Source organism: Scytonema millei VB511283 (genome assembly GCF_000817735.3).
Classification (GTDB): Bacteria; Cyanobacteriota; Cyanobacteriia; order Cyanobacteriales; family Chroococcidiopsidaceae; genus Chroococcidiopsis; species Chroococcidiopsis millei_B.
In genome coordinates this window covers 1489020-1515738 of record NZ_JTJC03000001.1, presented here as the reverse complement: position 1 = coordinate 1515738, position 26719 = coordinate 1489020, and the positions used below count along the sequence as shown (strand labels likewise).

At 45.2% G+C, this 26719-nt stretch carries 25 protein-coding genes; 12 read left to right on the top strand and 13 right to left on the bottom strand.

What is annotated here, in order from left to right; genetic code table 11:
• The first annotated feature begins 26 nt into the window (after positions 1-26).
• A complete protein-coding gene (locus tag QH73_RS06735; protein ID WP_039715714.1) occupies positions 27-1007 on the top strand; it encodes a glycosyltransferase family 2 protein in 981 nt (326 codons plus the stop codon).
• Between the two features lie 25 nt (positions 1008-1032).
• On the opposite strand, the gene larB is transcribed toward QH73_RS06735, so the two are convergent.
• The 5 genes from larB to QH73_RS06710 all read right to left on the bottom strand — a co-directional run bounded on the left by larB (position 1033) and on the right by QH73_RS06710 (position 7552).
• The gene (gene larB, locus QH73_RS06730; RefSeq protein WP_039715713.1) at positions 1033-1803 is read right to left on the bottom strand and encodes a nickel pincer cofactor biosynthesis protein LarB; all 771 of its coding nucleotides are present in this window, start codon (positions 1801-1803) and stop codon (positions 1033-1035) included.
• Between the two features lie 214 nt (positions 1804-2017).
• Positions 2018-3778, bottom strand: coding sequence for an ABC transporter substrate-binding protein (locus QH73_RS06725; protein WP_039715712.1), 1761 nt, complete (start codon positions 3776-3778; stop codon positions 2018-2020).
• 65 nt (positions 3779-3843) lie between these two features.
• Positions 3844-5649, bottom strand: coding sequence for an ABC transporter substrate-binding protein (locus QH73_RS06720; RefSeq protein ID WP_039715711.1), 1806 nt, complete (start codon positions 5647-5649; stop codon positions 3844-3846).
• Positions 5650-5998: 349 nt separating this feature from the next.
• Positions 5999-7012, bottom strand: coding sequence for a hypothetical protein (locus QH73_RS06715; RefSeq protein ID WP_052290060.1), 1014 nt, complete (start codon positions 7010-7012; stop codon positions 5999-6001).
• 189 nt (positions 7013-7201) lie between these two features.
• The gene (locus tag QH73_RS06710) at positions 7202-7552 is read right to left on the bottom strand and encodes a hypothetical protein (RefSeq protein WP_039715710.1); all 351 of its coding nucleotides are present in this window, start codon (positions 7550-7552) and stop codon (positions 7202-7204) included.
• 285 nt (positions 7553-7837) lie between these two features.
• Between QH73_RS06710 and QH73_RS06705 the strand changes: the two genes are divergently transcribed.
• The gene (locus tag QH73_RS06705) at positions 7838-8770 is read left to right on the top strand and encodes a bifunctional helix-turn-helix transcriptional regulator/GNAT family N-acetyltransferase (protein WP_039715709.1); all 933 of its coding nucleotides are present in this window, start codon (positions 7838-7840) and stop codon (positions 8768-8770) included.
• A gap of 90 nt (positions 8771-8860) precedes the next feature.
• Here QH73_RS06705 and hisA read toward each other — a convergent pair whose 3' ends face one another.
• From hisA to QH73_RS06690, 3 genes are all read right to left on the bottom strand, one after another.
• Complete coding sequence (hisA, locus tag QH73_RS06700) at positions 8861-9634, bottom strand: 1-(5-phosphoribosyl)-5-[(5-phosphoribosylamino)methylideneamino]imidazole-4-carboxamide isomerase (protein WP_039715708.1); 774 nt, start codon at positions 9632-9634, stop codon at positions 8861-8863.
• 78 nt (positions 9635-9712) lie between these two features.
• Positions 9713-10030: a DUF3593 domain-containing protein gene (locus QH73_RS06695; protein WP_201277964.1), complete on the bottom strand. Its 318-nt coding sequence runs from the start codon at positions 10028-10030 to the stop codon at positions 9713-9715.
• 61 nt (positions 10031-10091) lie between these two features.
• Positions 10092-10424, bottom strand: a complete 333-nt coding sequence (locus QH73_RS06690; protein WP_039715707.1) for a DUF2499 domain-containing protein — start codon at positions 10422-10424, stop codon at positions 10092-10094.
• A gap of 249 nt (positions 10425-10673) precedes the next feature.
• On the opposite strand from QH73_RS06690, the gene csaB reads away from it, so the two are divergent.
• Positions 10674-11711 (top strand): polysaccharide pyruvyl transferase CsaB, encoded by a 1038-nt coding sequence (gene csaB, locus QH73_RS06685; RefSeq protein WP_039717483.1) that lies wholly within the window; start codon positions 10674-10676, stop codon positions 11709-11711.
• Between the two features lie 96 nt (positions 11712-11807).
• Here the strand turns inward: csaB and sbcD are convergent, their stop codons facing one another.
• Both sbcD and cysH read right to left on the bottom strand, forming a co-directional pair.
• Positions 11808-13103, bottom strand: a complete 1296-nt coding sequence (gene sbcD, locus QH73_RS06680) for an exonuclease subunit SbcD (protein ID WP_132866707.1) — start codon at positions 13101-13103, stop codon at positions 11808-11810.
• A 9-nt stretch (positions 13104-13112) separates the two neighbouring features.
• Positions 13113-13835, bottom strand: a complete 723-nt coding sequence (gene cysH / locus QH73_RS06675; protein ID WP_039715705.1) for a phosphoadenosine phosphosulfate reductase — start codon at positions 13833-13835, stop codon at positions 13113-13115.
• A gap of 153 nt (positions 13836-13988) precedes the next feature.
• Here cysH and QH73_RS06670 point away from each other — a divergent pair, with 153 nt between their 5' ends.
• The 3 genes from QH73_RS06670 (at position 13989) to QH73_RS06660 (ending at position 17462) form a co-directional block, all read left to right on the top strand.
• Complete coding sequence (locus QH73_RS06670; RefSeq protein ID WP_039715704.1) at positions 13989-14270, top strand: glutaredoxin family protein; 282 nt, start codon at positions 13989-13991, stop codon at positions 14268-14270.
• Positions 14271-14428: 158 nt separating this feature from the next.
• Positions 14429-15949, top strand: a complete 1521-nt coding sequence (locus tag QH73_RS06665; protein ID WP_039717482.1) for a UDP-N-acetylmuramoyl-L-alanyl-D-glutamate--2,6-diaminopimelate ligase — start codon at positions 14429-14431, stop codon at positions 15947-15949.
• Between the two features lie 97 nt (positions 15950-16046).
• Positions 16047-17462: a DICT sensory domain-containing protein gene (locus QH73_RS06660; protein WP_039715703.1), complete on the top strand. Its 1416-nt coding sequence runs from the start codon at positions 16047-16049 to the stop codon at positions 17460-17462.
• Between the two features lie 35 nt (positions 17463-17497).
• On the opposite strand, the gene QH73_RS06655 is transcribed toward QH73_RS06660, so the two are convergent.
• The 3 genes from QH73_RS06655 to gifA all read right to left on the bottom strand — a co-directional run bounded on the left by QH73_RS06655 (position 17498) and on the right by gifA (position 22000).
• Positions 17498-19102: a sensor histidine kinase gene (locus QH73_RS06655; protein ID WP_445263845.1), complete on the bottom strand. Its 1605-nt coding sequence runs from the start codon at positions 19100-19102 to the stop codon at positions 17498-17500.
• Between the two features lie 360 nt (positions 19103-19462).
• Positions 19463-21391, bottom strand: coding sequence for an alpha-amylase family glycosyl hydrolase (locus tag QH73_RS06650; protein ID WP_039715701.1), 1929 nt, complete (start codon positions 21389-21391; stop codon positions 19463-19465).
• A 411-nt stretch (positions 21392-21802) separates the two neighbouring features.
• Positions 21803-22000, bottom strand: a complete 198-nt coding sequence (gene gifA / locus QH73_RS06645) for a glutamine synthetase inactivation factor IF7A (protein ID WP_015153918.1) — start codon at positions 21998-22000, stop codon at positions 21803-21805.
• A gap of 180 nt (positions 22001-22180) precedes the next feature.
• Between gifA and QH73_RS06640 the strand changes: the two genes are divergently transcribed.
• The 6 genes from QH73_RS06640 to QH73_RS06615 all read left to right on the top strand — a co-directional run bounded on the left by QH73_RS06640 (position 22181) and on the right by QH73_RS06615 (position 26618).
• Positions 22181-22360 carry a hypothetical protein gene (locus QH73_RS06640; protein WP_132866705.1) on the top strand — a complete coding sequence of 60 codons (180 nt, stop codon included), beginning with the start codon at positions 22181-22183 and terminating at the stop codon, positions 22358-22360.
• Complete coding sequence (gene ffh, locus QH73_RS06635) at positions 22333-23796, top strand: signal recognition particle protein (RefSeq protein WP_039715700.1); 1464 nt, start codon at positions 22333-22335, stop codon at positions 23794-23796. Before QH73_RS06640 ends, ffh begins: the two co-directional genes overlap by 28 nt.
• Before the next feature lie 130 nt (positions 23797-23926).
• Positions 23927-24199, top strand: a complete 273-nt coding sequence (rpsP, locus tag QH73_RS06630) for a 30S ribosomal protein S16 (RefSeq protein WP_015153916.1) — start codon at positions 23927-23929, stop codon at positions 24197-24199.
• Entirely contained in the window at positions 24150-24599 is a 450-nt protein-coding gene (locus tag QH73_RS06625) for a KH domain-containing protein (RefSeq protein ID WP_132866703.1), read from the top strand. Before rpsP ends, QH73_RS06625 begins: the two co-directional genes overlap by 50 nt.
• A 117-nt stretch (positions 24600-24716) precedes the next feature.
• Complete coding sequence (locus QH73_RS06620; RefSeq protein WP_039715698.1) at positions 24717-25670, top strand: PhoH family protein; 954 nt, start codon at positions 24717-24719, stop codon at positions 25668-25670.
• 66 nt (positions 25671-25736) lie between these two features.
• Positions 25737-26618: a hypothetical protein gene (locus tag QH73_RS06615; RefSeq protein ID WP_132866701.1), complete on the top strand. Its 882-nt coding sequence runs from the start codon at positions 25737-25739 to the stop codon at positions 26616-26618.
• Positions 26619-26719: the final 101 nt, after the last annotated feature.

Here is a 26719-nt window from a genome sequence, read left to right as displayed (position 1 = left end):
CAAATATATCGTGTTGGTAGGAAGAGATGGTATCGCCTAAGTATTCCTTGGTTGTTCCAGTCTATAACGAAGAAAAAAATATCCTAGAACTCTATCGCCGCGTTAGTGCGGTTGGCGAACAATTGGATGGAGCTATAGAACTCATATTTGTTAATGATGGCAGCCGCGATCGCACTTTGCAAATCGTGCGCGATTTACATCAAAACGATCCTCGCGTATCCTACCTCAGTCTTGCTCGCAATTTCGGACATCAAATTGCGGTGACGGCTGGACTTAATTTTGCCAGGGGTGAAGTGGCGATTGTCATGGATGCAGACTTACAAGACCCACCAGAATTGATTTTAGAGATGGTAGCCAAATGGCAAAATGGCTTTCAAGTTGTTTATGCCCAACGCACGCAGCGCCACAAAGAAGGTTGGTTCAAACGCGGTACGGCATACGTATTTTATCGCCTGCTCCAACACCTTGCTGATGTCGATATTCCCACCGATACTGGAGATTTCTGTTTGATGGATCGACAAGTTTTGGATATCCTCAACGCCATGCCAGAACGCAATCGCTACATGCGCGGCTTACGGGCTTGGATTGGTTTTCGTCAGACTGCCGTACAATTCGATCGCCCGCCTCGTTTTGCTGGTAAGGTCAATTACACTTTCGGTAAGTCGCTGGCTCTAGCTTTGAATGGGTTGGTGTCGTTCTCTAAAGTCCCCTTGCGCCTCTCTACTTATGTCGGTCTATTTGCTGCGGCGATCGCCGTTTTCATGGCTCTACTCGTATTGTACTGGCGATTGTTTGTACCTCAGTCTCCTTTGACTGGGTTTACGATTATTTTGGTAGCAATTTTCTTCCTTGGTGCAGTTCAACTTGTCAGTATTGGCATCTTAGGCGAGTATATTGGGCGAATTTATGAAGAAGTCAAAGGCAGACCAATTTATACCCTAGCCGAAGTAGGAGGATTTTTCAGTCATTCGGGGAATCGGGAACCGGGAGTCGTAAGTGAGAATTAACTGGTCACTGGTCACTGATAACTGGTCACTGTAATTTCCCTGCGGTGCGTAGAATTTGTCCTGCTAAAATCGCTGCACCAAAACCGTTATCTATATTGACAACTCCTATCCCTGCCGCACAAGAGTTGAGCATTGTCAAGAGGGGAGCTAAGCCGCTGAAACTCGCACCATAGCCAACGCTGGTAGGAACGGCAATGACAGGACAATCGGCTAATCCTGCAACTACGCTGGGTAAAGCCCCTTCCATTCCGGCTACGACAATTAATACAGATGCTTCAGCGATGACGTGGCGGTTGTCGAGCAGGCGATGAATTCCAGCAACGCCCACATCCCATAACCGGAGAACGCGAAAACTAGATAGTTCGGCAGTTATAGCCGCTTCCTCGGCTACGGGTAAGTCGGCAGTCCCTGCCGAGAGGATACCAATTGTACCAGGATACTGCGGTTCGATCCGTGCTGGTGCGATCGCCGCAATTTTTGCCATCGGATAGTAACGCAGTCCCTCTACCTTTTCTTCTAACTGTTCTGCTACATCGGGTTCGATGCGCGTCGCCATCACTACTGGATTACGCTGGCGCATCGCTGCCATAATTTGCACGATTTGGTCGGGAGTTTTGCCTTGACCCCAAATTACTTCAGGAAACCCAGTTCTCAACTGGCGATGATGGTCGATGCGGGCAAATTCACCAACTGGTTCGTAGGTAAAATGTTTCAATTTGTCTAAGGCGACAGTTGGACTGACGTTACCAGCTGCCACAGATTCTAAGAGCGATCGCAAGGCTTCGGGTTGGGACATTTGAGGGGCGAGGAGTGAGGAGTGAGGGGACAAGGGGGAACTCGGGGTTCCCGCGACCGAAGGGAGTGGGGATTAGGGGGACAAGGGAGTAATTCTAGTCACTAGCCACCAGTCACCAGCCACTGTCAACCGTCAACTGTCAACAAATTTATTCTGTCACTTTCAGTTCGTATTTGTTCCACAGAGTACCAGCTTGAGAGCTGAGGGCGGTGTACTAGTCTTTTGCTTCTTTCAATTCATAAATATTCCAAAGCGTCCCACCTAAAGCAGAGAATTTTGTTCCTTCAATGCGATCGCGAATTGCTGCTAAAGCTAAAGGATTGATTAAATGAATAAAAGGAAGATACTCTTGCGCTAAACGCTGAGTTTCTCCATAAATTTCTTTGCGCTTTGTTTCGTCAAGTTCTCTTGCTCCCTCAATATAAAGCCGACCGATTTCTGCTTCCCAGTCTGCAACTTCTCGTCCTTCAATTGGCGGTTGTCCTGGTTGTGGTTTCTGGTTAAAAGGATGGAAACCACCGTCGGGCGACCACACATTTGCTCCGCTATATGGTTCAATGCTACCAGTAATTAAACCAAAATAAGATTCCCATTCGAGAGTATTGGTAATTTTATCTACCATGACCGCAAAGTCAATTGGAGTAAAATCAACTTGAATCCCAATTTTGCTGAGATCGCGTTTGACTTGCGAACCGATCGCATCAACAGTTCTATTACCCGCTTGGCTAATCATGGTAAACCGGACTCGATTACCTTCAGCATCGAGTAATTGACCTCTATCATTATATTTAAATCCAGCTTCTCTGAGTAATTCTTTAGCTTTTCCAGGATTATAGTTATAAACTTTTAAACCTTCTTCAGGAGAAAGATAGTAAGGACTTTGAACCGAAATTGGCGAATTTTGTAGTTCTCCTAAACCACGATAAACATTGTTGAGCATTGCTTCGCGATTAATTCCGTATGCAACTGCTTGTCTAAATGCTACTGTATTAAACCAGCGTGACTTGATTGGATTGACTAAAGGTTTTCCCTGACGACGACCTTTATTTAAATTGAAACAAATAAAATTTGTGCCAAAGTCAGGTCCACCGCTGTAAATTTTGAAATCTCCTCGTTCTTCCTCCCGTTTCAGTAATTGAAAACTCGTAGGTCCAATTTCTAGCATATCTAATCCTAACGAACGAAACTGAATTAAAGCTGTATCTGGTGATTCAACAATTTGCCAAATTAACCGTTCAACATAAGGTAAAGCATTTCCTTGTGTGTCTTTCCGCCAGTAGTAGGGATTGCGGCGAAAGACTACACGCTGGTTGACAGTGTAGCTTTCCAGCGTAAAAGGACCGTTGACCACAATTTTTTGCAAATCTGTATCTGTTCCCCACGTAGATAAAAACTGAGGTCTACCATCTTTATTTTTAGTTTCTACCGATTGACGTAGGGCGTGTTCTGGTAAGATGACTATTCCACCTGCAAATCGTAAAAAAGGTGCGAATGGCTCTGGAACGGTAAATTCAACTCGGCGGCTATCTAATTTGCGGACTTTAGGTAAAGCTTTACTCTTACCAATGCGCAGAATATCTCTAATATCTGTAGGAATTTCCTCGTTAAAGTAAATATTATTATAAGTAAAAACGATGTCATCAACTGTTAGCGGTTCTCCATCTGACCATTTCAAATTTGGTTTTAGAGTAAAAACGATTTTGAGATTATCTTCAGAAATTTCCCAAGATTCTGCTAATGCTGGCTCTAGCTTTCCAGTTTCGCCATTTTCAGTAATTAATCCTTCATAAAGAAATCCAAAAACGTTAGGCGACGATTGATTTAAAGCATAATTAAAAGTTTGCGGGTCGCCTGGAACTCTCGCCACGATTTGCGGAACTTGAGTTGCGTTAGTTCTCATTTCGGTGGGATTGCAGCCAGACAGCGCGATCGCAACTAGTAATATAAGTGTTATTAGAAAATTTCGACGGATCATAAATTGGGATTTGTATATGTAATTGTAGGGGCGCACATCTGTGCGCCCCTACATCTCTGAATGTATTATTCTTTGACCTTCAATTCGTATATGTTCCAGAATGCGCCGCCTAAAGCAGAGAATTTTGTCCCCTCAATGCGATCGCGGATTGCCGCTAGCGATAAAGGATTATATAAGGTAATGTAAGGTAAATATTCTTGAGCCGTGCGTTGAAACTCATTATAAATTTCTTTGCGTTTGGCTTCGTCGAATTCCTGCGCTCCTTTGATAAACAGATCTTCAATCTTTTGTTCCCAATCCGCAATTTCTCGTCCTTGAATTGGTGCTTGTCCTACTTGAGGTAGTTGGTTGAAATTGTGCAACCCACCTGCTGTCAACCATACGTTTGCTCCGTCATTCGGTTCAATTCCACCACCAATGAAACCACCGATATAACACTCCCAATCTAAAGAATTAGAAGTTTTATCTATTAAAGTGCCAAAATCGAGAAATTGGAGATCGACTTGCATTCCAATTTTGCCTAAGTCTCGTTGAATTTGAGCTACTGTTCTTCCACTATTACCTCTACCCCCAGCAGGAACCATGAGAGTAAATCGTACCCGATTACCTTGAGCATCAAATAATTGATTTTTATTATTGTATTTAAATCCAACTTTTTGCAGTATTTCTTTGGCTTTGGCTGAATCGTAGTTGTAAACTTTCAATCCTTGTTCAGGAGGGAGAAAATACGAACTCTGAGTGTCAATTGGAGAGTTTTGTAGCTCTCCCAAACCCCGTAAAAAATTATTTATCATCGTTTGGCGATCGAGTCCGTAAGCGATTGCTTGCCTAAACTCAACTGTATTAAACCAGCGAGATTTAATTGGATTAACTAATGGTTTACCGTTTCTGCTACCTTTATTTAGATTAAAAGTAATGAAGGACATACCGAAAGCAGGTCCACCATTGTAAATTTTAAAATTGCCTCGTTCTTCTTCGCGTTTGAGTAGAGAAAAATTATCTGCTGAAGCTGAAGCTATATCTAATCCACCGGAACGAAACTGAACTAAAGTTGTTTCTGGATTTTCGACAATTCGCCAAATGTATTTTTCAATATAAGGCTGAGAATTGCCTTGTGCATCTTTACGCCAATAATTAGGGTTGCGGCGATAAACTAAGCGTTGAGCAGGTACGTAGCTTTCAAGTGTAAAAGGACCATTAGTAATAATTTTAGTTGGATCTGTATCCGTTCCCCAAGTGCTTAAAAAGCGTGGGTTTCCTTTAGCATCTTTTGTTTTAACCGATGCTTGTAGAGCGTGTTTTGGTAGAATGGCGATCGCACTTGTAGGATCTCCCGTCGTCGTAGCTAAGAATGGTGAAAAAGGTTCGGGCATGATAAATTCGACGCGGCGATCGTCTAGCTTAACAACTTTTGGATAAGCCTTTTGCTTACCAATTTGAATGTAATCTCTTAGATCTGTAGGAATGGCTTTGTTTAAAACAATATCGTTATAAGTAAATACAACATCATCTGCTGTAAGTGGATGACCGTCAGACCATTTTAATCCTTCTCTTAAAGTGAAAATAATATTTAATTTATCTTCGGAAATTTGCCAAGATTCTGCTAATTCTGGTTCGAGTTCTTTGGTAATGCCATTAACTGTAGTTAATCCCCTAAAGGTCATGTTAAAAATATTTGGGACTTGATGACCTAAAGCATAATTAAACGTATCGGGATCGGTAGTCACGCTTACCACTATTTGCGGTACGTCAGCTGCTTGGGTTCTCATCTCAGCCGGATTGCAGCCAGACAGCGCGATCGCCATGACTACTGCTAGTATACCTGCTAACCATTTACGCCAGGAGAGGGCAAGAGTAATTGGGTATTTCATGGGATAAATTGAATCGCGATCGCGTTACTAGTTCACAAAAGTTTGCGAATTATGAAAATATCGATGTTTACATATGTTGCTTCAAGCCTCACTATAATACCTATTTTCGCGATCGTGCATGAATGCATTGGCGCTGGGTGTCTATCTCATTGCGGTTTTCAATTGGGGAAAACACACGATCTGTAGGGGCGCACAGCTGTGCGCCCCTACAAATGTCATGCACGCAATCGAGAATTGCTATTAGTAGATGAGATCGATTCTTTATGACTGCGCCGCAGAAGATCCCCCTCTTAGTAAGGGGGTGAGGAGGGATCGGATCTGTGCAAAACTATGGCGATCGCAAAATGTTTTAGAATTGGTAAGAAATGCCAAGCGTGAGGACGGGATAAATACTTAGCCCATCTAAATCGTCTTCTATATCCTCTTCTTCCCGCTCAATTGCATCATTCAAGACTGAACCTACTAGGGGAACATCAAGTAGTGAACTCGCTGGACCAGTTGCATTTAACTCTACTTCTGGGGAACCAGTAAATAGTATGCCTAAATCGATAGAAAATGTAAATCGGCGATCGCGTTTTACTGGATTACCGTAGCCAATACCAATGTAGGGAGAAATTGTATTCGGAAATGTTGCCTCTCCTTCCAATTGTCCCACGGCAGCCGCCGGAAATTCTACCCCGCCAATATCTAAAGTTGCTGCCGATCGCGCTGTTGCATCTACTTTGTTGTCATTATAAGCAATCCCGCCAGTAATCCGAAATTCGCTGCGACTAGAGGGAAACCAATCTATTAGTGCTGTTGCACTTAATAACTGAATATCAGCATCGTAATCGATATCGCTCTTTTCAGTATCAATGCTGAAATCGAAGTAATTAAAGCCTAATCTGCCGTTAAAATTAGGTGAAATTGTTCCAGTTCCTTCAATTCCAAAACCTAGAGTACTAGCTTTGGCAGATAATGCAAATCCACTTGTTTTACTTTCTACTGGTGGGGTTTCTAGCTGTTTCTCTTCTCGCTCTGGTGTAGGATTCGGGTTAGTACAGCGAGAATTATATGGATAGTTGCGACAAAATGTCTCTAGGTCAATTTCTTGAGCGAGAAGTTTCGCCTCCATACTTTTTTCGGCTAAGATGGGTTCGCTTCTCGGCTGTAAATCGCTGGCATTATGGGAGAGATCGCGATGATTGTTTTGAGCCTGTAGATCTACTTTTCTTACTATCAAATTTTGTTGTTTCGCATTGTTTTTATTTTTTTCAAGCTCTCCTGCTATAAGTATTTGAGGCAGTGCTGTAATAGCAAATATACTGGTTGTAAGCCCCAAACAAACTTGAAAAATTTTTGCGGAAATCGTGCTTTTTGGCATTCTTAGCCTTCATCCGTTCAGTATTTTTTTGTTATAGTTATTTATAGCATTATTGTAGTATTAAATACACGAATAGTTAGTTGAATTACATAGGCTAGATGGTAGCAAAATTCTGCCTACATAGCTCAAACAGTACCAATTTTATTACAGATGGTACTGTTTGCGTGATGGACAATTTGCCGATCGCTATTATTTAGTTACCTTCTCGACTGCCTCTTTTGCTCCCTCTACTGCTTTATTAACGATATTCTCTTCAGGGTGAGATTTTTTAAACTCTTTGAGATTGTCTTCATACGTTTTGTCGATATCTTTGGATGCTTTTACTTGCTCTTCATAAGCTTGTTCGCGCTGCTCGACATCCACAGTTCCAACTTGGCTATTTTTATCCATTTGTTCTTGTTGGATTAGTTTTTGGTTGGGAGTTGCGGCATAACTAGGCTCGGAGACAAACAAACCAGAAACGAGCAATAGCGCGATCGCGGCTAGTAATAAAACCTTGCGTTGTAAATTTTGCTTAAAATTGGTAAAAATGGACTGCATACAAACACCCTCCTAAGATTTGAAGCTGAACGCAATCCTACGAAGAAAGGCGCGGTCAGGGCTTCTACCGCAAGATACAGTTATTAGCTATAGCAATCCTCTCTTATGAGTTCTGAACCACTCGTTATGGCGGTTAACTGTCAACTGTTAACGGTTAACTGTCAACAATATGGACTTGATATTAACAAATCACGCAGGATTGCTATATCAAGCTTATTTAGTTGACAAAAGCAATTAAATATTTGCTAAAGTCAAGCAAATAGTAGTATAGAGCTAAAAGTTGTCATGGTAGCCCAGACAGAGCAAGTTCGACGTATAGAGACTGTACGACGCTTCAATCGCTTCTACACCCGACAGATTGGTGTTTTACAAGAAGGATTGTTAAGTAGCCCGTTTTCCCTAGCAGAAGCGCGGATTCTCTACGAACTAGCGCACCGCGATCGCACCACAGCTAGCGAACTCACTAAAGAGTTAGGGTTAGATGCGGGTTATTTAAGTCGAATCTTGCGTGGCTTTACACAGCAAGGATTAATCGATCGCCAACCATCTGAAACTGATGGTAGACAAAACTCGATCTCGCTCACAGAAGAGGGACAGCAAGCTTTTGCCCAACTGAACGAGCGATCGCAGCATAAAATTGGCGAGATGTTGAGTCAAATGTCTGTTGCAAATCAAAGCCGCTTGGTTGAAGCAATGCAAACGATTGAGGAATTATTAGGTACGGCATCCAACAGCAAAACTCCTTACTTACTGCGTTCTCACCAACCAGGAGACATGGGCTGGATCGTTCATCGCCACGGTGTATTGTACGCTCGGGAATATGGTTGGAACGAACAGTTTGAAGCACTAGTGGCGAGGATTGTGGCGGAGTTTATTCAAAACTACGATCCGAAGAAAGAACGGTGCTGGATGGCGGAAAAGGACGACGAAATAGTCGGTTCTGTCTTTTTAGTCAAAAAATCAGACACAGTTGCCAAATTGCGCTTGCTGCTAGTCGAACCCAAAGCTAGAGGTTTAGGAATTGGAACGCGGCTAGTGAAAGAATGCGATCGCTTTGCCAGACAAGCGGGATATGAAAAAATTGAGTTATGGACGAATAGCATATTATCTGCTGCCCGTCGCATCTACGAAGCAGCAGGATATCGCTTAGTACACCAAGAACCCCATCATAGCTTTGGTCAAGATCTAGTTGGGCAGACGTGGGAATTGACGTTGTAGGAAGTCATTGGTCATTGGTCATTGGTCATTTGTGAGTAGCTAGCCACTAGCCACCAGCCACTCTTCACTCCTCACTTTCAAATCAAGCAATTAGGCAAAAGCCGACGATCCTAAATCTGGAGGGATATCTTGCCAGCGTCCTTGTCCGACTGCTTGTATAGCTTGTTTGAGGGAAATATCGCCAGTATACAAGGCGCGACCGACGATCGCACCCGTAACGCCGAGGGGTTCTAAAGCTAGAAGGCTGAGTAAATCCGTAATAGAACTTACACCACCAGAAGCGATGACGGGAATAGATAAACTTGTAGCTAACTCTCGTAGTGCATCCAAGTTGGGTCCAGCAAGAGTTCCATCGCGATGAATATCAGTGTAAATAATTGCTGCCGCACCCAGTTGTTGCATTCGCTGGGCTAAATCTGTGGCTAAGACTTCCGAAGTTTCCAACCAGCCGCGTGTAGCTACCTTACCATTACGCGCATCAATACCAACAACAATTCGCCCTGGAAATTCTTGACACAGATTTGCTACTAACTGGGGTTGTTCTACAGCCACAGTACCCAAAATAGCTCGCTGTACGCCTAATTCTAAGAGCTGGGCAACGCTAGCGCGATCGCGCAACCCACCACCAACTTGAATTGGTACTGACACTGCCTCTACAATAGCCGCGATCGCCTCCAAGTTAGCGGGTTTACCTGCTTTTGCACCATCTAAATCGACGACATGCAGCCACGTAGCACCTTGACTAGCCCATTGTTGCGCAACATCAGCAGGATTATCGTGAAAAACCTGGGAGCGATCGTAGTCTCCCTGATACAGTCGCACGCAGCGTCCTTCAAGTAAATCTATGGCAGGAAAAAGATCCATAAGTCAGTTATCAGTTGTCAGTTATCAGTTAACAGTTATCAGTAGAGAGTGGTACACGATCGAATTTTGAATGCTCCCTCAGCTCTCTTCCCCGACTCCCGACTCCCGACTCCCGACTCCCTGCTTCAAAGCTTGTCGAAAACCCAAAACAATCAAAATGTTAGAGAGAGTTAAAAACACTTCAGCGCTACCATGCAACCAGTCAACATTGGCGAGAGATTCGCCGTAATGAACTTGGGCGTAAATTCCGGCGGGGATAGTGACGGCGACAAATACCAAAGTACCGTAGAAGCCAAATAATGCTAGGCGCGGCAGTTGTTGAGAGCGAGTTGCGAACCAGAGAAAGCCTAGATAGGGAAACAGAGAGAGTGCGAAAAGAGTTTCTTTTGAAATCATTAGAGATAGACAGAAGGCAGAAGGCAGAAAGCAAATGTATTGTACGTTTAATTTTATCCTTCTACTTAGAAGAAATCTTGCTGTGCGATCGCGTTACTGGCGAGCGCGTCGAACGCCACAGCAACCAACCAGCAGCTAATAACGTGAAGTTTCCTATTAAAGTCATGCTAGCTTGAAGCGTCACCAACCACTCTAAAGATTGGGCATTGTCGAAGAAATGCCAAGTACAGGCACACATGGCACTAATTAAAGCTGGTAGCATTGCCAGAGAAAACGCATACCAAGCGCGATTGCCCACAGCCTCGCCATAACTCCAAATTAACCAAATGGCGATCGCCCATTCAATGACACTAGAGACGTGAATAATCCAGGTAGGAATTGAGAGTACGTGCATGATGAGGGGTGAGGAGCGAGGAGTGAGGAGCGAGGGGACAAGGGGGAACTCGGGGTTCCCGCGACCGAAGGGAGTGGGGATTAGGGGGAGAAGGGGGACAAAGGAGTCATTCTAGTCACTAACCACCAGCCACTAGTCACTCTCCACTGATAACTGATAACTGTTAACTGCCAACATACAGCCAATATATTATAAAGTTTTTATCAAGTTTGGATTAAGTCAAGATTGCGGGGTGACGATGTGAGGCAAATCCGGGTGGTTTTGTGCGGTTATTACGGTAAAGGTAATGGCGGTGATGAGGCGTTGCTGGCAACACTGTTGCAAATGCTACCCAAAAATGCCACGCCTATTATTCTGTCTGGTAATCCAGCGCAGACGCAGGAGCGCTATCAAGTAGAAGCTTGCGATCGCATGGCTTTTTCTCCTGTGTGGCAAACCTTGCAGCAGTCTGATGCTTTCATTTGGGGTGGGGGCAGCATCATGCAAGATTCTACTAGTGCTATTAGCCCCTTTTACTACGGTGGATTAATGACTATGGCGCAAAAGTTAGGGTTGAAAACGATGGCTTGGGCGCAGGGAATTGGTCCTTTAAAAAGTCCGCTTACCCGTTGGTTGACAAAACAGACATTTGCTGGATGTACGGGGGTGAGCGTCCGCGATCGCGGTTCGGCAAGTTTGCTGACCAATTGGCAGATTCCCCACCTGCAAGCACCCGATCCGGTATGGGCGTTAGAAGCCGGAAATACTCCTGGGCTGTGGGATTTACCAGCGCCGAGAGTTGCCGTGACTTTGCGATCGCACCCACAATTAACTCCCAATCGCCTTGCGAATTTGACTCGCGCTTTAGTTGACTTTCAACGGGCAACAGACACCTGCATTTTATTAGTTCCATTTCAGTTATCGCAAGACTTAGCGATTGCTCAAGCGATTCAGCCGCAATTACCTGGAGCAAATCAAATCCTCTACCTCGAAGATCCGAAAAGTTTAAAAGGCGTATTTCGCGGCGTAGAAATGGCAATTGGAATGCGCTTTCACAGCCTAATTATGGCAGCTGCGGAAGGTTGCCGCTGTTTTGCCATCAGCTACGATCCAAAAGTCGATCGTCTGATGGCAGAACTTTCTATCCCTGGTTGGGATGTGGCTCAAATTCCCGACGACCCCAATATTATCAGCCAAACTTGGATCGAACATTATGCCAACGGCGACCCCTTAAGCCCAGACCAAATTCAGTCTTTAGTAGACAGAGCCTACATGCATCGTGAATTGCTCAGGGAAGTATTGCAATAGCAGTTGTCATTAGTGATTGGTCAAAAGTGAGTGGCTAGTGGCTAGTGACTAGTCACTGGTCACCAGCCACTAGCCACTGATAACTGATAACTGATTTCACAGTAACCGTAACTGTCCGTCAGTGTTACTTGCATCGGTTCTAGTTTCTGGGGCAGATTCTAACCAAGTTTCTGTATCGGCTGCTAATAATTGTTGGGCAGCTACCATCATTTGAGCGGTAATATCTTTCAAGTCCTCGCGATTATCTAGATAAGTTTTTAAGGCATCGAGGGGATCGATACTGCTACTCGCGTCTAATTGCGGTAAACGCGGTCGTGCTAGCTGACTGATCAGCTCTGGTTGAATTGTATAACTGTGAGCAGAACTTAGAACTTGATGAAGTGCTGCATTGTCAATTAAATCGATTTGATCGGAGCGGAGTTTATAAATTAATCTGACGACTGCATCGGTAATATTCTTTTTCGCGATCGCTTTGATTAAAGCTGCTTGCGGATCGGCTGCATTGGCGACATCGACGTTAATGGTACAAAAAGGACGAACTGGTAGCGGGCAGAACTCCCATTTGGTACTACTCCGCTGTAGTTCTATCATCACATAGCCTTTGTCTTCTTTTTCTTCGCTAAAATCGACTCGCTCGATACTACCAGGATAGATAATTGGCGGTTCGTTAGATGGGTTGAGGTTTTGATGGCGGTGGACGTGTCCGAGAGCAACGTAATCAAACTCGGGACGAGTTAGTAGAGACAGGGGAATAGTAAAACCTTTCCCTACAGCTAAGAAGCGTTCTGCACCATAGGAAGCATTATCGATCATCAAATGACCCAGAAGTACGGTCGGAATCTTGGGGTCGAGCCGACGAATTTCTCCTTCTAAGGCAGCACGCAAGCGATCGATTAATAACTGGTTGACATCAGCGAGGGATAAACCTTCTGTTTCTGGACGAGTCAGGAGGGTGGAACGAGTCAGCCAGGGGAGAGTGATGACTTGAACTGTACCATTGTTTGTTTGAATGTGATGGGTCATCAAGCGATCGCCCACCATAAACCCTGGTACGCCCAAGGTTCGATAAATGCACAAACTCGCCCCCCCTTGCCCTTGGGAATGCTGGTCGTGGTTGCCTACCAATAATACGGTGGGAACCCGAGCATCAACCAAGCGACGAAATTGACTGGCAAATTTTTCTTGAATATATGGGGGTGGCGTGGCATCGGGAAAAGCATCCCCACCAAACAGCACCAAATCCACTGGTTCTTCTAAGGCGCGATCGATACAGCGCGATAGAGTCTTGACAAAATCTTCTAAGCGTGTATTCAACCCAGTTTCAGGATTGAGCCGACCGTGGGAAAAGCTGCTTCCCATGTGGATGTCTGAGAGGTGGAGGATTTTAATCATATGTCTCCTTCAAATATGAATTCCACATTCAGTCTTGTCAGAACCCCGCCAGCGTCCGGCGCGTTCGTCTTCGCCTTCGGCTACAGGCGTAGTAATTGGTTCGTCGCCAATACTGGGATAGCCTTGGTCGTGGAGCGGATTGTAAATGACGTTATGCTCAAAGACATACGCCCAAGTTTCTTTGCGCGTCCAACTAGCAATGGGATTAACTTTGAGGCGCTGTTGACTGTCAAGTTCAAAAACGGGCATGTCAGAACGGGTACGCGCCTGATCGCGTCGCCGTCCGGTAATCCAAGCTACAGCGTTGAGTTCGGCTAGTCCTCGTTGCAGCGGTTCGATTTTGGTCAAGTGGTGAAATTGCTTAATGTCGCTATCCCATAGAGCTTCGCCATATTTGGCAGCAAAAGCAGCCCGAGTATCCACGTCTGGGATTTTATAAACTTGCAGATCCAAGTCGTACAAGTCTTTAACTTTGGAGACAAGCTCTAAAGTCTGAGGAAAGTGGTGTAAAGTGTCGAGAAACATAACTGGGGTGCGGTGCTTGAGTTCGCGGTAGAGAATATCGGTGATGACGATATCGTCTACGTTGAAAGCGCTGGTTTGTACTAATCCTGTAGAAATGTTCTCGACACACCAGGCAAGAATTTTGCTAGGATGAGCTGTCTCATATTTGCGATTTAGCTCATCTAGATCGAAATTGGGTGTTTGGATAGAAGATGTTGAAACAGTCATCTGCGCAATGATGTGAATAGTTCTGCATATTCAACAATAACGGAAATCAGTTATCAGTTATCAGTGACTAGTGGCTGGTGACTAGTGACTAGAATTGCTCCCGAGCGCTCGGGAGCGCTCTCTTGCTCGACTTACGACTTACAACTTAAGTTTATGCATTTGATTCTCTATAGCAAACCTGAATGTCATTTGTGTGAAGGCTTGCAGGAAAAGCTAGCACAAATTTTATCTACACACCAAGAGCTATCGCTGGAAGTCCGCGACATCACGCTACAGGAAGATTGGTGGCAAGCATATCAATACGAAGTACCTGTTTTATTTCTGCATAGCGACGATGGGCGATCGCTCCTTCTCCCTCGTCCCTCTCCTCGCGCTACAGTCAGTCAAATTCAACAGATGCTTCAGAAATATGTAAATCATCATGAAGCAGAATAGGTGCAATTGAAAGCTGGGATTAAGCTAGCTAGTTAACAGTTATCAGTTAACAGTTGTCAGTTATCAGTGGCTAGTGGCTGGTGACTAGTGACTAGCCACTAGCCACTAGCCGCTCACTTTTGACCAATGACCAATGACCAATGACCAATGACAAAACTATGAAGTTAGGTGAATTGTTAGCAAAAGTTGACAGTATCGAGCAACTACCCCAGCATCCAGCTTTAGATCTGGAGGTGAAAGGTTTAACGACAAATTCTCATGCTTGTCAAGCGGGAGATTTATTTATTGGAATGCCAGGAACGCGGGTGGATGGAGGAGAGTTTTGGCAAAGCGCGATCGCGAGTGGGGCGATCGCGGCTTTAGTCTCTTCTCAGGTAGCCCAAAAGAGAGCTGAGGGAGAGCCTTGCATTATTTCTGCTACAGATATGGTTCGAGCTTGCGCTGGGGTGGCGGCTGCTTTTTATGGTTATCCGGCTACACGGATGAAATTGGTGGGGGTGACGGGAACGAATGGTAAAACAACTACGACTCATTTAATCGAATTTTTCCTCCAACAAGCAAAGTTATCTACAGCTTTATTTGGAACTCTTTATTCTCGTTGGGCGGGTTTCGAGCAAACAGCAGCTCATACCACACCATTTGCTGTAGAACTGCAAAAACAATTAGCTAACGCCGTGCAAGCGGGAACTCAAGTAGCGGTAATGGAAGTCAGTTCTCATGCTTTAGCACAAGGACGAGTTTTAGGGTGTCCGTTTGAAGTGGGGGTGTTTACCAATCTCACTCAAGATCACCTAGACTTCCACCGCGATATGGAAGACTATTTTGCCGCAAAAGCCTTGCTATTCAGTCCCGATTATCTCGAAGGACGAGCAGTTATTAATACAGACGATCCCTACGGACAAAGATTAATTCAACAACTACCACCGGAACGGGTGTGGAGTTATAGCGTCCAAACTGGAATATCAGCTGACTTCTATTTGAGCGATCTGGATTACGAACCAACGGGAGTAAGCGGTAAATTACACACACCCGTAGGAGAAGTAGAATTTCGATCGCCGCTCGTAGGTCAGTATAATCTCGCCAATTTACTCGCAGCAGTAGCAGCCGCTTTACACCTGGGCGTAGATTTACAACTCATCGCTAACGTATTGCCGCAATTTGCCGGAGTCCCTGGCAGAATGGAGCGGGTGCAAGTGAGTCCCCGTCAGGATATCAGCGCGATCGTCGATTATGCTCATACACCTGATAGTTTAGAAAACTTGTTGAAAGCAGCCCGACCGTTTATTCCAGGTAAGATGATTTGCGTGTTTGGCTGTGGCGGCGATCGCGATCGCACCAAGCGTCCGAAAATGGGTAAAATCGCCGCCGATCTAGCAGATGTCGTTTACGTCACTTCTGATAATCCCCGCACCGAAGACCCAGAAAGGATTCTCCAAGATATTCTCGCAGGCATTCCTAACACAATAGAGCCATTTGTCATTGGCGATCGCGCTACAGCAATTCAAACGGCAATTCAACAAGCCCAATCCGGCGATGGCGTACTCATTGCTGGTAAAGGTCACGAAGATTACCAAATTCTCGGTACAGAAAAAATCCACTTTGACGATCGCGAACAGGCGAGAAATGCACTAAGAATTCGGGAGTCGGGAGTTGGGAGTCGGGAGTCAGGAGTGGAGTGAGTGGCTAGTGGTTAGTGGCTGGTGGCTGGAATTGCTCCCTTGTCCTCCTTGGCTCCCTTGTCTTCTTTATCCTCCTTCTAACCCATAATTCCTAGTAATGGATATCTCTCTTTATCGACTGGCTCTGAGTATAGAACAACCACCGTCGCCGATGTTGGTAAGTCCGGCAACCTTGCTTTCCTTGGTAGAATCGGTGATGGAATTACTGGTAGAAAAGCAAATCTCAGCGACACTGTGGCTGAAGTTACCATTAGGGAAAGTTTGGTATGCTTCGATTCAGCGCTATCACGAGCAGGTGAGAGTCTCTGACAAAACCTATGTTTGCTACGGACAGGAAACTGCGATCGCTCAATTGTCTGGTTTCCCATTGGTTCCGGTTCAATTATTACCAAATAGCCATCTGCGGCGGGATTATTTTCTCATTGTCCATTCACCTCAATTCTGCTGTATGGTGCTGGCACATCGATCGCGGCTGAAACGAAAAAAGGGAAAAACGAAGGAAAACGATCGCCAAAAGAAATTTTTACCCTTGCTGAGTCTTTGCTCGTTTGAGGGACGAGTTTTGCAAGAGGTACTCAAGGGAATTGGTCATGTCGTGGCTCAAAGCGTGCGTTGGAAGCTAGCGCAGCACAAACAGCCCGCGATCGCCCCAGAGGTGATGAACAATTGGGAGACGCTATTTGCTTGTCCGTCTGCACCCGATCCAGTACTATTAGAGCGATTATTTGCCAAACAAGTTCAGCAACAAGATGCGACTCGCCGCAGTACGTTTGACGAACTCACTGGCGGTTTGAAACGGCAAAATCAAGCCTTAGCAAGTACCTTAAGTCGTAAAGATGAATCGTTCGGTCGGATGTGCGAAGAACTCCGCACTCCGCTGACACATATGAAAACGGCTTTAAGTCTGTTAAATTCTCCTCACCTCAAACCACCGCAAAAACAGCGCTATTTGCAGATTCTGAGTAGCGAGTGCGATCGCCAAAACTCTTTAATTAATGGTTTATTAGAATTAGTCCAATTAGACAAAACGGCGGAGCAAACAGTTTTACAACCATTGAAACTGAGTGAAATTATTCCAGGAGTAGTTAGTACCTATCAACCTCTAGCTCAAGAAAAAGGCATTATGCTTGCCTACACCGTTTCTCCCGATTTGCCTTCTATTTTCTGCTCTAACAATTGGTTGCGGCAAATTGCTATTAATTTGTTACATAACAGCATTAAATTTACTCCTACAGGCGGGCAAGTTTGGGTTAAAGCTTGTACTCAAGGCGAATACGTGCAACTAGAATTCCGCGATACTGGAATTGGCATTTCGCCCAACGAGATCCCCAAAATTTTCGATCGCTTTTATCGGGTGCGTTCTGTTTCTAGCGAAGATTTAGGCGGCGCGGGACTTGGTTTAACGATCGTCCAACAACTTTTACTACGCTGTGGCGGTTCCATTTCCGTCAAAAGTAAAGTTGGCGAGGGTTCTATTTTCAATGTTTTGTTACCTATTGCCCCAACTAAGTAAAGTGTGGTGGCAAATGGCTCAGCATTATTTTTTGCCTACAACTCTCCACTCCCAAATAAAGGAAGAAACACTGTCAATACTTCTCCTTGTTGTGGTTTCTGACGCACGATCAATTTGCCACCAATCGATTGAAATAGGTGCTTAGTAGCATTGAGATTGAGACTAATACAGCCTGTTTCGGGTTGAAATGTCAGTAACTGACCGAGAGATTTGCCAATCGACGTGACAGAAAAACTTTGTGTCGCTTCGTCGTCTTCTCCTGGAAGTTGCGAAAATAACTGTAGCTTGAGTTGATCGCCAGCGGGAATGACCTGCACCTGAATTTGACTGCCAGCGGGCAGGCTGCGAGTAAAATTCTCGATTAATCCTGTCAGTACCCGATCGAGCATACTAGGATGGCTGATCACTGTTGGCATTTGCTGCGGCAAAATCACATCTAAAGTCATGTTGCGGCGTTTCGCACTGTTTTGCCAGCGGGGAATACTTTGCTGCAATAACTGTTCTAAAGATGTGGCAATCAAATAATTATGATTGTTGCTATCTGAAGCAGATGTTTCCAGTTCCGCCGCTTGAAACATCAACTCCATGCGATCGATTTGTTCTCGACACTCGTGTTCGATCGCCTCTAAGCGTTTTTGCACATCGCTAGACAAGTCTCGTCGCTTCAATAACAGGCGAATCAGCGTGCGAATTGTCGTCAAAGGCGTGCGAACTTCGTGGGCAAATGCTTGCAGTAGTTCTAAATCGGGACGGGAATGGGGAGTCGGGAGTCGGGAGTCGGGAGTCGGGAAATCGATATCCTCTCCTCTTATCCCCTGGTCTCCTGGTCTCCTTGTCCTCCTGGTCTCCCAGGTCTCCCTTGTCTTCTTATCCCCTGGTCCTTCTTCTGGTTCTGGCAAATACTTGAGCAACAAACGGCTAAATTGAGCCACGACCCGGTAATCTGGGGCAACGGGAGCGTATTTATGGGCGATCGCATCGAGTTGCAGTAGTAGGTATCGGGGGCTAGTCAGAGCAACTCGCGCCCGCAGCGTCTGCCATGCCTGCGCAACTATCTCCGGTTCAAACGCAAACATAAATACTGGGTCGTTATTGCCATCTACCCCAGCAACCATCACTAAGCTAAAACTATCTGTCAAAACCAAGCAAAACTGTTCCTTTGCTAGCGGATCTCCCGGTAGCAAGGGTATAGTCGTACTACCAGGTGGATCGATTTCCACTGCTACAGGTAAAGGATCGGATTTTGCTTGAGACTTGGTTACATCAGACTTGGTTGCAGCTGGCGGGAGTTGAAACGGTCTTCCTCCAGATAACTTCAGCCACTCTGCGGTAAACACTCCAGTTTGAAAGTTAGCCAGCAACTCCTTTTGACTCAAAATTGGTGCTGGACCAGCTAAAACGATGCCTCGATCGCCTTTAAATCCTAAAGAGTTTGACAATGGGGAACCAAGACTATCTAACAATAGCTGTTCGAGTGCGGCGATCGCTCCGCTCCACTCTTTCACGACTTTGAGCCGTTTAGATGCAGCACTGGTATGGCGAATGGCTTCTGTTTCCAACTCTGGAGTGTAGCAGCCAATCTCATCCGCTCTGCTCTTGGTAATAATTTCCCTTATAGTTGGTAAAGTCCACATTTGCACCAGCGATCGCCCCCTCTCACAGCTAGCAACTCTCCGTTCCGTTCCGCTTTCCTAGATAGTTCCACTTTGACTACTCAATAAGAGAGTATCGAGATTTTGGCACTAGCGACAGGCGTAAAACCGAACTCTAGTCTTCGCAATTTCCTGAATTAGGAAGGGAAAGTTGATTGTTGGTAATGGGTAATAGGCGAGAAACCGTTCGCCATTGTGCTGTTACTAGGCTGAGAGCGATCGCGAAGCTTGGTGACTATTTTGATTTTTGACTATGTACGGGCGGGTCGAGCGCATAACTAAGACTCTAGCAAATTATGTCTGGTAAACCCGCTCCTACAAATGCATAACTTTTGACTTTTGACTTTTCTACGATTCTCTCCCAGATGCCCAGAGATCTCGCCACTTAACCGTCCCTTCGCTGGCGACAACCCAGCGCCGCGCCACGATATTTTCTCGCAATGGCGATCGCCCTTCTCGCAAGATGGCATATTTGTAAGTAATTAGCTTACCAGCACTCTCCTCGAAGGGAATTTCAGCAAACCAAGTATTGGCATTGATGTACTCTAGGGGGTAAGCCTTGCCAATATCCCAGTTTCCTAGTTCTGGACAATCGCCCATCACCACAATTCTCTCACCGAGTTGAGTGTTGACCCCATTCAATTGCACTCTAACTAAAGTTTTAGCTTTTGCCCTTTCCCCAATATGGCTGAGAACAATGACATCTCTCGATCCCAGTTCTAAATTGCGGATCTCGCCGTTCTCCACTGTAAATTTGCGCCGCGTTAACACGCATGTATGCTCGCCATCTGGTAAGTCTGTCATGACCGTATCAATCGTGACGGCTTCACCCCGAGTCATGGCAACAAAGCAGCTACACTCACCATATCTTCTGACATAGCAGTAGACATCTGGGGTAATATATCGCTGCTGATGGCTACCAACCGATACGGCTGGGTTGAGTCGTCGCAAGCCAGAAAGCAAGCGAATATGACGGTAGATTTCAGTATCGTTGTCCCAACTTGTCATCATCGGTCGGTTGTAGGGATCGTTTCCGCCGTTTGTATCGTCGTGAAGATACTGTTCTGTACCGTAGTAGATGCAAGGGATACCACGAGATGTCATGATTAGAGCGATCGCCACTCGTAGCATTTCAGGGTCGGCATTAAGCGACTGAAAACGCGGCATATCGTGGTTGTCAATGAACGTGACTAACTCTGTTGCCCCGTTATAGCGGTAATCGAGATCGAACACATCTTGGATTAGTTGAAATCCACCCTCAGCGCCTTGTGCCAAAGCGCCTCGAATTGCTACACATAGACCAAAATCGAGCATGGACATACCCGAACAGTTGGCAAACTCTACCGAGCGATCGTCGAGTGGATGGCTGAAAATCCATTCACCAAAGACAAACACATCTGGTCTATGGGCTTGAATATCGGCGATAAACTCTTGCCAAAACCAAATTGGCATATGCTTGACTGTATCTACTCGCAAGGCATCTACGCCTCGATCTAGCCACTGCTTAATTGCCAATTTGATGTAATTACGATAGTCGTTGTTGTTCTCGTTAAATGTGGCTAAACCGGAAAGTTCGCAGTTCTGTACTTGCCATTCATCTTCCCAATTTGACACTTCACCGTAATGGTGATACCAATGATCTTTATCATCGTTAAAGTCAGCAATTTTTACGCCATCATCATATAATTCTCCCTTGACTCCGCTAATGTCAGGGCTACTGTGGTTGCAGACAATATCGAGAATTAACTTCATTTTGCGCTTGTGCAACTCGTCAATCAAGCGATCGAATGTTGTATTTCTTATCTCTTGAGTTTCGTTTAGAGATGGGTTTTCATCTTGACCGATGAATCGCGGATTCAAGCGTTTGAAGTCTTTCGTCCAGTAACCGTGAATTGCCGCACTTTCGATAAATAAATCTTCAATTTGCTCGAATAAAGGAGTCAGCCAAATTGCTGTCACTCCCATATCTTTAAGATAATCGAGCTTATCAATAATTCCTTGTAAGTCACCACCCCAATACTTCCCCCATTCTTGAGCATTGGGATCGTATAGTTCTGGGTTGGGGCCTTCGCTATTATTTGGATCGCCATCATAAAAGCGATCGACTACCACAAAGTAAATTGTTTCTTGACGAAATTCGATATCCCTGGTGTAAAGAAACTCTAGATCGATCTCAGTTTCTTGTTGTGGTGCTGTAATTAAAGTATCTATTTCTACTTTTGGATCGGTCAGTTCGTGTTGAGCAGGAGTAGCTTTAACCGTGGGAAGTGCTTCCATAAGGTTTACGGAGTTCTATATTTTTCAAATTGCGAGCGCATCTATGCACGAGTTGGTTTTGCTTTTGGCTCCTGTCGTTTTTCAGCGAGATAACATGCCAACCAACTATCTTTTTGCGGGCAATTGTTAAAATATGTTAATTACGAAAACTCTATCATCTATCGTGAGAAGTAATTTTATAGTGACTTTAGCGCTTTGGAGAAGTAAAACCTTGTTCGTTACTAGAATATTTAGTATCGGCAGCGGGTCTACTACTCAATCTTGACTGAGCAATTCTCTGTATAGTTATTCTCAGTATCTGTACTCCACTGCAAAATTTTAGCTCCCCTCAAAACTGCGATCGCAATTTTGAGGGGAGCTTTACGTTATTTAACAAACTTTAGCAAACTTTCTTCACATCAAAATCGCCATCTAGCTCATAGAAGAACCACTGCGATCGTAGTTAGCCGAGAAGGTGGGGTGAGGTTTGCCTTGAATATGATTCCAATATTCTGTCGTACCTTCAAAACCAATTTCAGCTGCTGCACGGTTCAACATCGATTGCTGACGGTTTTTGACTACGTGGTGGTGACGCATCATCAACGCCCGAGCTTGTTCTTGAGTAGACATAATTGATTCCTCTTTATATTTTTCTGTTTACTTTCACTTTTTTACTATAGCAAGCAATTCTGTATCTAAAAATACAAAATAGCTATTTTTAATATTTATTAACATAATTCTCAGAAAAGCGAGTCATGAGGAGCGAGGAGCGAGGAGTGAGGAATAAGAGCGGCTCAGGAAGCTGAGGGAGTGGAGGGAGCATCTACCAACTACCAACTACCAACCATTAACTGTCAACCTTTCATCCCTTACCCCTATCCCTTACCTCTTATCCCTCATAATGGGAATAGTGGGCAAAATTTGCTTTCCCAAAATCCGATCGCCGTTTTACTTGATGAAATATGTTTGATGCACTTGCCGATCGCCTAGAATCTGCCTGGAAAAAGCTGCGGGGACAAGATAAGATTTCCCATGCCAATATTCAAGAGGCATTGCGGGAAGTACGCCGTGCCTTATTGGAGGCGGATGTCAATTTGCAGGTAGTCAAAGATTTTATTGCTGAAGTAGAAACCAAGGCACAAGGAGCCGAGGTACTTTCTGGGGTTAGACCCGACCAGCAGTTCATCAAAGTTGTTTATGACGAACTGGTAGAAGTGATGGGGGAAACCAACGTTCCCCTAGCACAGGCAAACACAGCCCCTACCGTTGTTTTGATGGCAGGTTTGCAAGGGACGGGAAAAACTACCGCTACGGCTAAATTAGCATTACATCTACGCAAGCAAGACCGGAGTTGCTTGATGGTAGCGACAGACGTGTATCGCCCTGCGGCGATCGATCAGTTGGTGACGCTAGGTAAGCAAATTGACGTACCCGTGTTTGAAATGGGTAGTAATGCCGACCCCGTAGAGATTGCGCGACAAGGTGTCGAACAAGCCAAAGCACAAGGGGTAGATACAGTTATTATCGATACCGCTGGTCGCCTACAAATTGACCAAGACATGATGGCGGAGTTGATTCGTGTTAAAGAAGCCGTGCAACCCCACGAAACGCTGTTGGTAGTGGATGCGATGACGGGTCAAGAAGCAGCCAATCTCACCCGCACTTTCCACGAACAAGTCGGTATTACTGGGGCAATTCTTACCAAGCTGGACGGTGACAGCCGAGGTGGAGCAGCGCTTTCAGTACGACGAATCTCGGGACAGCCGATTAAGTTCGTCGGTGTCGGGGAAAAAGTAGAAGCACTACAACCCTTTTACCCCGATCGCATGGCATCGCGCATTTTAGGTATGGGCGACGTGCTGACGCTCGTAGAAAAAGCCCAAGAAGAATTTGACCTTGCCGATGCTGAGAAAATGCAAGAGAAAATTCTCTCGGCAAAATTTGACTTCACCGACTTTCTGAAGCAAATGCGGCTGCTGAAGAACATGGGTTCTTTAGGTGGCATCATGAAGCTAATTCCTGGCATGAATAAGATGTCGGACGACCAGCTGAAGCAGGGTGAAACCCAGCTCAAGCGCTGCGAAGCGATGATCAATTCCATGACAAAGCAGGAACGTAAAGACCCCGATCTATTATCTAGTTCCCCCAGCCGTCGCCGCCGGATTGCTAGAGGTTCTGGTTATAAAGAAAGCGACGTGAGCAAACTGGTGAGCGACTTTCAGAGAATGCGAGCCATGATGCAGCAGATGGGTCAAGGCGGGGGCTTCCCAGGTATGCCTAATCTGTTCGGTGGTGGCGGCGGTATGGGCGATCCCTATGCTGCTGGTAGTCGTCCTACTCCCCCTGGTTGGCGGGGCTACGCTGGCGGCGCACCTGCTAAGAAAAAGAAGAAAGAAAAGAAGAAAAAAGGATTTGGAACTCTGTGAGTGGCTGGTGGCTAGTGGCTTGAAGAATCTAGTCACCAGCCACCAGCCACTAGTCACTGTCAACTGTGATATGATGATCTATTCAGTGAATACAATCTATTAGCCGCCTACAGGAGAAGTTAACCCCAGTATGATCAAACTGCGATTGAAGCGATACGGTAAAAAACGGGAAGCAAGTTACCGCATTGTGGCGATAAAAAGCAGCGCTCGGCGCGAAGGTCGTGCTTTGGAAGAGCTGGGATTCTACAACCCCAGAACTGACGAAACTAAACTAGATGTGCCAGGAATCGTAAGGCGGCTCCAACAAGGTGCTCAACCTACTGATACCGTGCGTCACATTTTACAAAAAGCTAATGTCTTTGAACAGCTCAATACCGCAGCCAGCCAATCAACCAACTCATAAGGGCGATCGCACTATAAGTTCAGATCGACAACCAGATTACGCTAAACTAGCGCAATTTCTGATTCAGCCGTTTTTGGAGTCTCCCAACTCACTAAGCGTGGATTGCGAGTTCTTCCCCAGTACGGCGAAGGTTTGGCTTAGAGTCGCCTTTGAAGGTGAAGACAAGGGGCGAGTTTTTGGTCGCGGCGGACGCAATATTCAAAATATTCGCACGGTTATTACTGCTGCTGCTGCTATGTCAGGGCATTCAGTATATCTGGATATTTACGGTAGCCAAGCTTTTAATGGTGCGACGAGTGGGGAAGAAACCGGACGTTCATCAGACCGTTCATCTGCGCCAAAATTGAGGGAACAGCGAGGTGAGAGTCCCAAACCCGTGCAAAAACCTCGTTCTCATTAGTCGTTGGTTGATGGTTACCGCTCGTTTGTAACTAGTAAGCTAGAAAGAACAAATGACTGATGGCGTAGGGCGAAGCCCTTCCCATAGGGTACGACCAATGACAAATAGAAAACTGGTATGGCAGAGCCTTTAACGATCGCGCTACCAACTCAAGCTGGCGCGATCGCTTTAGCTGGAGAAAATGAAGAAAATTTGAAAACCCTGGCGCGACTCACAGGTGCTACAGTTGTGTTGCGCGGGCAAGAGTTATATATTTACGGCACGGAAAAACAAATTGAGCTGAGTCAGCAGTTAGTGCGATCGCTCGAAGACCTTTGGAGTCAGGGTAAGAGTATCTCAAATGCAGATATCCTGACGGCGCGTCAAGCATTAGATACCCATCGCCAAGGCGAACTGCAAGAATTACAGCGAGATGTTCTCGCTCGTACCCGTCGCGGCGATGAAGTCAGGGCAAAAACTTTTCGCCAGCGTCAGTATATTCAATACATTCGCAGCCATGACTTGACATTTTGCTCTGGTCCTGCTGGTACTGGTAAGACTTATTTAGCAGTGGTAATTGCCGCCCAAGCTTTGTTAGCAAATCAGTACGAACGGTTAATTTTAACTCGTCCAGCCGTGGAAGCTGGGGAAAAACTGGGCTTTTTACCAGGGGATTTGCAACAAAAAGTCGATCCGTTTCTCCGTCCCCTGTACGACGCATTGTATGAGTTTATCGACCAAGAAAAAATGGCTAACCTAATGGAACGGGGAGTCATTGAAGTAGCTCCTCTAGCATATATGCGGGGTCGCACGCTGAATAATGCTTTTGTAATTGTAGATGAGGCGCAGAACACGACACCAGCCCAGATGAAAATGGTGTTGACGCGGTTGGGATTCCGTTCGCGCATGGTTGTGACTGGGGACATGACTCAAACTGACTTACCTTTGCAACAACAATCGGGTTTAACAGTGGCGTTAAAGATTCTGCAACATCTCGAAGGAATTGCTTTTTGTGAGTTTTCTCAAAAAGATGTCGTTCGCAATCCTTTAGTACAAAGAATTGTTGCGGCTTACGAGCAGTACGAGAAATAATTCTTTTGAGCTATTGGTTCAAAAAATGGCAAGTTAAATAAAGGCTTATTTAAACGTGGATTCAACGTGAAAATTCTCTTTTGGCAACTTGTCCTTATTCTCAGTTTATACATCAGCTACGATAGTTTTCATAGCAGCAATATATATGCATCTCAATTGCAAGAAAACTTTAGTATGGACGAGCAATGGAAGCGCGAATTCGAGGCACAATTCGAGGAAGATTTTCTTCGCCCGTGGTCGCAAAGGCGAGGTATAGAATCAATCGATCGCAATTCTTGGATTGTACTAGCTAGAGTGCCTTTAGCTCGGCTCTCGGCTGTTTTAGCAGAAAAAGCTGTAGAGTCGCGTTGCGATGTTCTCGGTACTCAAATTGAGGTGCGAGGTTCTTTTGCATTTGCTTATCAACTGGTCGGTCATAATTGGTCGATTGTTTCTAAACCACCTTCAGAGTCAACACTTACAGAACGGAGCGAGCTAGCAGCATTTTCGGCAAGATTGGGACAGCCAGTCATAGAATTGGGTGTCAGCGACACTAGTGCAACAGTTGGCTATAACCTGTTTGAAGGTGGCAAATTAATCGAGCATTTTGAAGGACAGGAGTATGAAGACGATGAGGATGATGCTCAAGACTTGCCGACTCAAAAATATATTTTGCATCCTTATCCAGACGATCGCGAAGCCGAACAAGTAGCATACTTTTGGTCAAGTCGCCGCAAAGTTACGGTACAAGAAATTGGCAATATTTGGGATTTTGTCGAGGAGTTAATGTTAGAGTATGATGCTTTCGACCCCGCTATAGATGATACATACCTACTGGGAGATTATCCCAAACGTGGTAAGCTTTATTGGGTGACAAATCGAGGATATACTCTAGTTTTGGGTTCTGGACAAGAGGTGAGATCGATACCAGAATTCATTAGAGTAGACTATTTCAGATTTAGAAAATGATATCGAGCAATTTTTATTTACAGACAATCGAAACTGACTAACTGGCTATTTGGAAAACTTGCGCGTTCCTTACTTAGTTCCTGATTTAGCTGTACTGCTAA